Genomic DNA, 6,728 nt, shown 5'->3' with positions numbered 1-6,728 from the left:
GTGACCGATGCCTCCGGCACCTTCAACGAGATGACCCGCGACGCCGCCCACGACCGCATGAGCCGTGCTGGCGCCCAGCTGATGACCTGGTTCGGGGTGGCCTGCGAGCTGCACCGCGACTGGCGCAACGACATCGAAGGCCTGGCTGCGCTGTGCTCCAACCACATCCCGGACTACCGCAACCTGATGACCAGCTACAACGCGCTGACTGCCGCCAAGTAAATCATCCGCCCACAGCACATTGATCCAATCCAGCGCCTGCCCACTGCCGCACAGTGGGCCTTGGCCCGCTCATCTCCAGGGAACGCCGATGAACACTGCAACCCAAGACAATCGCAACGTGGTGACCCTGGTCATCCAGCACAAGGCCCGCGCCGAATCACTGAGCCGCTACGAGGCCTGGCTCAAGCGCGCGGTCTGTGCCGCCCGCCTGCAGCCTGGCCATCTGGACGTCAACGTGATTCGCCCAGACGACGGTGGCCGGCACTTCACCACCGTGGTGCGCTTTGCCGATGCGGGGCTGTTGCAGGCCTGGGTCAACTCAGCCGAGCGCCAGGCGCTGGTCAGTGAAGTGCTGCCGTTGCTCGAAGACGGCGACCACACCCAGGTGCATGAGGATCCGGAGTTCTGGTTCACCCCGCCGAGCAGCAACGCCGCGCAGCCGCCGCGCTGGAAGCAGGCACTGCTGACCTACCTGGTGATCTGCCCAATGACCATGGTCATCCCGCAGTTGCTGGCGCCGTTTTTCGCCCGCTTCCCGCACCTGGGCGGGCCAGTGGCGGGCAACTTGATCGTCAACCTGTTCGTCATCTTGCCGGTGGTGTTCTACATCATGCCGTGGGTGACCCGCCGCTGTGCCAACTGGCTACGCGGCTGAGTTTTGCTGACTGCCTCGTTCAACTACCTACCCATTTTCAGGAGATTACCGATATGAGCACGCTCGTGACCCGCGATGGCACCTCGATCTATTACAAGGACTGGGGCAGTGGCAAGCCCGTGCTGTTCAGCCACGGCTGGCCCCTGGACGCCGACATGTGGGACTCGCAGATGGAGTTCCTGGCGAGCCGCGGCTACCGCGCCATCGCTTTCGACCGTCGTGGTTTTGGCCGCTCCGACCAGCCGTGGACTGGCTATGACTACGACACCTTCGCCGACGATATCGCCCAGTTGATCGAACACCTCGACCTGCGCGAAGTGACCTTGGTCGGTTTCTCCATGGGCGGTGGCGATGTCAGCCGCTACATCGCTCGCCACGGCAGCCAGCGGGTAGCCGGGCTGGTATTGCTGGGCGCGGTAACGCCGATCTTCGGCAAGTCCCCGAGCAATCCTGATGGCGTCGACGGGTCGGTGTTCGACGGCATCCAGGCGGGGCTGCGCGCGGATCGGGCGCAGTTCATCGCCGATTTCGCCACGCCGTTCTATGGGCTGAACCAGGGGCAGACGGTGTCCCAGGGGGTGCAAACGCAGACGTTGAACATCGCCCTGATGGCGTCGTTGAAAGCCACCCTGGACTGCGTCACGGCGTTTTCGCAGACCGATTTCCGTCCTGATATGAGCAAAATCGACGTGCCGACCCTGGTGATCCATGGCGATGGCGACCAGATCGTGCCGTTCGAAACCACCGGCAAGCGCGCTGCCGAGCTCATTGGTGGGGCTGAGTTGAAAGTGTACAGCGGTGCGCCGCACGGCTTCGCGGTCACTCATGCGCAGCAGTTAAACGAAGACCTGCTGGCATTCGTGTCCCGGTAAGTCTCGATCTTGCGGCCCTTCGCCGATCGATACGCGAAGAGGCCGCAACTGCCACCGGCACAGCCGGCACCCCACGCACTTCGTTGCTAGCCTCAAGACCTCAACGCAGCACATCCATCCAATCGTCACCAGGCATGAAGCGGCATGCTCCGCAGTCGCGCCTGCCGATGCCGCCTTCAGACGGAGACCCTTATGAGTCAGGACCCCAACGACAAGAGCCGTCGCCAGTTCCTCGCCACCAGCACCGTGCTCGGTGCTGCCGGTGCGCTTTGGTCCGCGCTGCCCTTTACCGGTTCAGCCGGTGCCGCCCATGCATCCACCCAAGGAGCCCCCATGACCGCCGATCTCATTCTGTTCAACGGCAAACTGCACACGGTCGACCGCGAGAAGCCCACCGCCAGTGCCGTTGCCATCAAGGACGGCCGCTTCCTCGCAGTCGGCAGCGACGCCGAGGCCATGGCCTACAAGAGCGCCGCCACGCAGATCATCGATCTCAAACAGCGCACGGTCATCCCAGGCTTGAACGACTCGCACCTGCACCTGATCCGCGGTGGCCTGAACTACAACCTGGAACTGCGCTGGGAAGGCGTGCCGTCGGTGGCCGATGCCCTGCGCATGCTCAAGGACCAGGCGGCGCGTACGCCGACTCCGCAGTGGGTGCGCGTGGTCGGTGGTTGGAACGAATTCCAGTTCGCCGAAAAGCGCATGCCGACCCTCGAAGAAATCAACCAGGCCGCGCCCGACACCCCGGTGTTCCTGCTGCACCTGTATGACCGCGCGCTGCTCAATCGCGCCGCGCTCAAGGCGGTCGGCTATGACAAGAGCACGCCGAACCCGCCAGGCGGCGAGATTCAGCGTGACAAGTTCGGCAATCCGACCGGCATGCTGATCGCCCGTCCCAACGCAATGATTCTCTACGCCACCCTGGCCAAAGGGCCGAAGCTGCCGCTGGAGTATCAGGTCAACTCCACCCGCCAGTTCATGCGTGAGCTGAACCGCCTGGGCCTGACCAGTGCCATCGACGCCGGCGGTGGCTACCAGAATTTCCCCGACGACTACTCGGTGATCCAGGAGCTGGCCGACAACAACCAACTGACTGTGCGCATCGCCTACAACTTGTTCACCCAGAAGCCCAAGGAAGAGTTGGACGACTTCCGCAAGTGGACATCCAGCGTCAAGCTGCACAGTGGCACCGACTTCCTGCGCCACAACGGCGCCGGCGAGATGCTGGTGTTCTCCGCCGCCGACTTCGAAGACTTCCTCGAACCGCGTCCGGATTTGCCGCAGACCATGGAAGAAGAGCTGGAGCCGGTGGTGCGCCATCTGGTCGAGCAGCGCTGGCCGTTCCGCCTGCACGCCACCTACAACGAATCGATCACACGCATGCTCGATGTGTTCGAGAAGGTCAACCGCGACATTCCATTCAACGGCCTGCCGTGGTTCTTCGACCACGCCGAAACCATCACCCCGCAGAACATCGAGCGCGTACGCGCCCTGGGCGGTGGTATCGCCATCCAGGACCGCATGGCCTTCCAGGGTGAGTACTTCGTTGATCGCTACGGTGCCAAGGCCGCCGAACAGACCCCACCCATCAAGCGCATGCTCGAGATGGGCGTGCCAGTGGGCGCCGGTACCGACGCTACCCGAGTCTCCAGCTACAACCCGTGGACTTCGCTGTACTGGCTGGTCAGCGGCAAGACCGTGGGTGGGATGGAGCTGTACCCGCAGGGCCTGGATCGCGATACCGCGCTGCAGCTGTTCACCCAGGGCAGCGCTTGGTTCTCCAGCGAGCAGGGCAAGAAGGGCCAGATCAAGGTAGGCCAGCTGGCCGACTTGGCGGCACTGTCGCAGGACTTCTTCAGCGTCGAGGAAGAATCGATCAAGGGCATCGAGTCGGTGCTGACCCTCGTCGACGGCAAGGTAGTGTACGCGGCGGGCGAATTCGATCGCCTTGGTCCACCGCAGGTGCCGGTACTGCCTGAATGGTCGCCGGTGGCTAAGGTCCCAGGGCACTGGCGCGTCGGTACACCCTCGCTGGTGGCGGCAGTGCACCAATGCAGTGGGCCTTGTGGGGTGCATGCACATAGCCATGAGAAGGCGCGGCAGTCGAGCGTGCCGGTCAATGACTTCCAGGGCTTCTGGGGTGCGTTGGGTTGTTCGTGTTTCGCGTTCTGATGTGAAATCGGGGGCCACTTTGGCCCCCGTTTTTTTTGTGCTGTCAGGGGCGACTCAGAAACCACCCTTGAGCGGGTATTCGATGATCAGGTACAGACGGTCGATGTCATCCCCGGCTTGGGCGCTGTTGGCCCGATGGCTGACATGTGACAGCGACAGGCTGAGGTCTTTGGCGGTGCCACTCTGCACCACGTACTTGAGGTCCAGGTCACGCTCCCAGTGACGGCCGCCTTTGCCTTGCTGGCCAAGGTAGGCACCGCCAGCCGGGGCATGCGTACCATCGATGCCGCGACCGCTGACGTAGCGACCCATCAGGCTCAGGCCAGGGATGCCGAGGGTGGCCAGGTCGAGGTCGTAGCGCAGTTGCCAGGAGCGTTCGTTGGGGCCGTTGAAGTCGGCGTACTTGATCGAGTTGGCCAGGTAGATCGAGTCGCCACCGACGAAGTCGAACGGCGTCTCGCCTTCGATCCGTTGATGGGCCAAGGTCAGCGCTTGGGGCCCGAAGCGGTATTTGGCCGCCAGGCTGTAGGCGAGCGTATCGATCGGCCCGGCGCTGGCTTGGCCAGTGTCGCGGCTGTGGTAGAGGTTGCCATCCAGGCGCCAGTTGCCCTCGGCCAGGTTCAGGTTGAGGTAGGCCTGACGCCAGGTGTCCTGCAATTGTGCTGCATACAGAGCGCCGCCGAACGGCCCGCCGGGCGCGTAGCGGGCCCCCGCCAGGCTGATGGCGTGCCCATGGGTGGTTGCGCCGTAGCCGCTGAAATCATCCTGGCTGGAGCTGTTGTCCTGATTGTTGAACGCGGTGAAGCGCCCGGCTTGCAGATGCCAGTCGGGCAGATCGCTGTTTTCCAGCAGCCATCCGCTGGCGTACTCGGGATGCAGACGTTTGTCGCCGGTATCGAACACCGGTGTTTCGACGGTCATCTCGCCGTAGCGCAGCAGCGTCTTGCCAAGGCGTAGCTTGAGGGCGGCACCGGCGCTGGAGTAGGCGGACTCAGCCCGACCATCGCTGTCACGCGGCAGCAGGCCGGTGCCGGCATGGCCGCGTCCGCCATCGAGCTTGAGGCCGACAAACCCGTGGGCATCGACGCCCAGGCCAAGCGGGCCTGGAGTAAAGCCTGAGCGCACTTCGCCAATGAACCCCTGGGCCCATTCCTGGCGATAGCTCTGGCCGCTGGCCGACGGGCTGCGGTAGTCGTTGTGCAGCAGGTAATTGCGGCTGAGCAGCGACCAGCCCGGTTCGTCCGCCTGGCTCAGGGCGGGGCCGAGGATGACCATGACGAGCAGGGCGCGGGCGGGCCTGGATGATGCGAAAGACATGGGTGCTCCGGTGTGGATGATCGGGCACTGTGGGGCAGGCACGCTGAACTGTCTTGTAAGGGTGTGCTGGTGACCTGAGTCGGTGCTGGCCTCTTCGCGGGCAAGCCCGCTCCCCCAGGGGGCGCGTGACTCAAGCAGGGACGCTGTACCTGTGGGAGCGGGCTTGCCCGCGAAGAGGCCAGCACGGACAGCCAATCAGGCTTGCCCGCGCGTCTGCTCAGGCCATATCGCTGGAAGAGAACTCTTCAGCCAGGTGATCGATCAGCGAACGCACCGAAGGCAACAGGCCCCGACGCGACGGGAAGATCGCATGGACGATACCGCAGCGCGGATTCCAGCCCGGCAACAGCTCGACCAGGCGCCCTGTGGCCAAATCATCGCGCACCGCCACCCGCGGCAGGTGCGCGATGCCAACGCCGGCCACGACGAAATGGCGCAGGGCAAAAAGGTCGTCGGTGACCATCCGCGGCGTGTGCGGGATGACGATGCTGCGGCTCATGTCCTCGCCCTGGAACAATTCCCACTGATATTCACGCTGCGCGCTACCCCAGTGCACGCTGGGCAATTCGCTCAATTGCAGTGGATCGAAGCCTGGTGGCAGTTGTTCGAGGAACGACGGCTGGCCGACCAGGCATTGGGTGCTGTTGCTCAGCACCTTCATCACCATGTCGGTGTTTTCCAGCGGCGGGAAACGCACCCTCAGCGCCACGTCGAAGCCTTCGTGCAGCAGGTCGACGCGGCGGTTGGTGCTTTCGATGAACAGCTCCACCAGCGGGTACTTGAGCATGTAGCGGGTCAGCATCGGCCCGACCCACGAGTTGAGCAGGGTGGTCGGGCAGCTGATACGCACCAGGCCGCGCGGCTCGCAACGGTTGCGTTCGATGACCTCAGCGGCGCCCTCGGCTTCGACGCGCATCGCCAGGCAGCGGCGGTAGTACTCCTGGCCGATTTCGGTCAGCGAGCAATGCCGGCTGGTGCGGTGCAGCAGACGCACGCCCAGGCGATCTTCCAGGTCGGCAATGCGCCGACTGAGCTTTGACTTGGGCATGTCCAGCGCCCGGCCTGCGGGGGCAAAACCGCCGTGCTCGACCACTTGGGTGAAGTAGTAGAGCGAGTTGAGGTCTTCCACGTGTGGGGCTCCAGTTCATTCAGTGGGGCTGCGGGCCCTGTCTCGGGGCAAGCCCGCGCCTACAGGGACCGCGTTCGCAGCATAGCTGCATCGTTCGTAAAACAGAACGCTAAAGGCAAATTTCGCTATCTAGTGCGCCAAAGGTCTTGGTTTTAATCTTTCCCCATCAACGCGAAACACCCAACTCACTGAACATCAAAACCCCCTTTAGGAGCACGACCATGGCCCACTTCAAATACAACCGCCTGAACAAAGACGACGCTGCCGTACTGCTGGTCGACCACCAAGCTGGCCTGCTGTCGCTGGTACGCGACATCGAGCCGGACCGCTTCAAGAACAACGTGCTGGCCCTGGCTGA

At 63.6% G+C, this 6,728-nt stretch carries 5 protein-coding genes and 2 pseudogenes; 5 read left to right on the top strand and 2 right to left on the bottom strand.

The genetic code is table 11. From position 1 onward, the window contains the following. The 4 genes and pseudogenes from ACI2JX_RS24835 to ACI2JX_RS24820 all read left to right on the top strand — a co-directional run. Positions 1–222 (top strand): annotated as a pseudogene (locus ACI2JX_RS24835) (hydrolase); the annotation flags it as partial. 88 nt (positions 223–310) lie between these two features. Continuing rightward, positions 311–877 carry an antibiotic biosynthesis monooxygenase gene (locus tag ACI2JX_RS24830; protein WP_264233938.1) on the top strand — a complete coding sequence of 189 codons (567 nt, stop codon included), beginning with the start codon at positions 311–313 and terminating at the stop codon, positions 875–877. A gap of 53 nt (positions 878–930) precedes the next feature. Beyond that, positions 931–1,749, top strand: a complete 819-nt coding sequence (locus tag ACI2JX_RS24825; protein WP_186552987.1) for an alpha/beta fold hydrolase — start codon at positions 931–933, stop codon at positions 1,747–1,749. A 333-nt stretch (positions 1,750–2,082) separates the two neighbouring features. Next, positions 2,083–3,924 (top strand): amidohydrolase, encoded by a 1,842-nt coding sequence (locus ACI2JX_RS24820; protein ID WP_404691204.1) that lies wholly within the window; start codon positions 2,083–2,085, stop codon positions 3,922–3,924. 54 nt (positions 3,925–3,978) lie between these two features. On the opposite strand, the gene ACI2JX_RS24815 is transcribed toward ACI2JX_RS24820, so the two are convergent. Beyond that, the gene (locus tag ACI2JX_RS24815) at positions 3,979–5,241 is read right to left on the bottom strand and encodes an OprD family porin (protein ID WP_404691203.1); all 1,263 of its coding nucleotides are present in this window, start codon (positions 5,239–5,241) and stop codon (positions 3,979–3,981) included. A 217-nt stretch (positions 5,242–5,458) separates the two neighbouring features. Beyond that, positions 5,459–6,370, bottom strand: a complete 912-nt coding sequence (locus ACI2JX_RS24810; RefSeq protein WP_404691202.1) for a LysR substrate-binding domain-containing protein — start codon at positions 6,368–6,370, stop codon at positions 5,459–5,461. A 221-nt stretch (positions 6,371–6,591) separates the two neighbouring features. Here ACI2JX_RS24810 and ACI2JX_RS24805 point away from each other — a divergent pair. Next, positions 6,592–6,728: pseudogene (locus tag ACI2JX_RS24805) on the top strand (hydrolase); the annotation flags it as partial.

Source organism: Pseudomonas sp. NPDC088890 (assembly GCF_044900155.1).
GTDB lineage: Bacteria > Pseudomonadota > Gammaproteobacteria > Pseudomonadales > Pseudomonadaceae > Aquipseudomonas > Aquipseudomonas urmiensis.
Note: the sequence above shows the minus strand (reverse complement) of the source record. Positions and strands in the feature narration are given on the sequence as shown.

What these genes read in the sequence shown, in the direction of transcription:
- ACI2JX_RS24830 (WP_264233938.1), top strand. Translation starts at nt 311, where the DNA reads ATGAACACTGCAACCCAAGACAATCGCAACGTGGTGACCCTGGTCATC.
- ACI2JX_RS24825 (WP_186552987.1), top strand. Translation starts at nt 931, where the DNA reads ATGAGCACGCTCGTGACCCGCGATGGCACCTCGATCTATTACAAGGAC.
- ACI2JX_RS24820 (WP_404691204.1), top strand. Translation starts at nt 2,083, where the DNA reads ATGACCGCCGATCTCATTCTGTTCAACGGCAAACTGCACACGGTCGAC.
- ACI2JX_RS24815 (WP_404691203.1), bottom strand. Translation starts at nt 5,241, where the DNA reads ATGTCTTTCGCATCATCCAGGCCCGCCCGCGCCCTGCTCGTCATGGTC.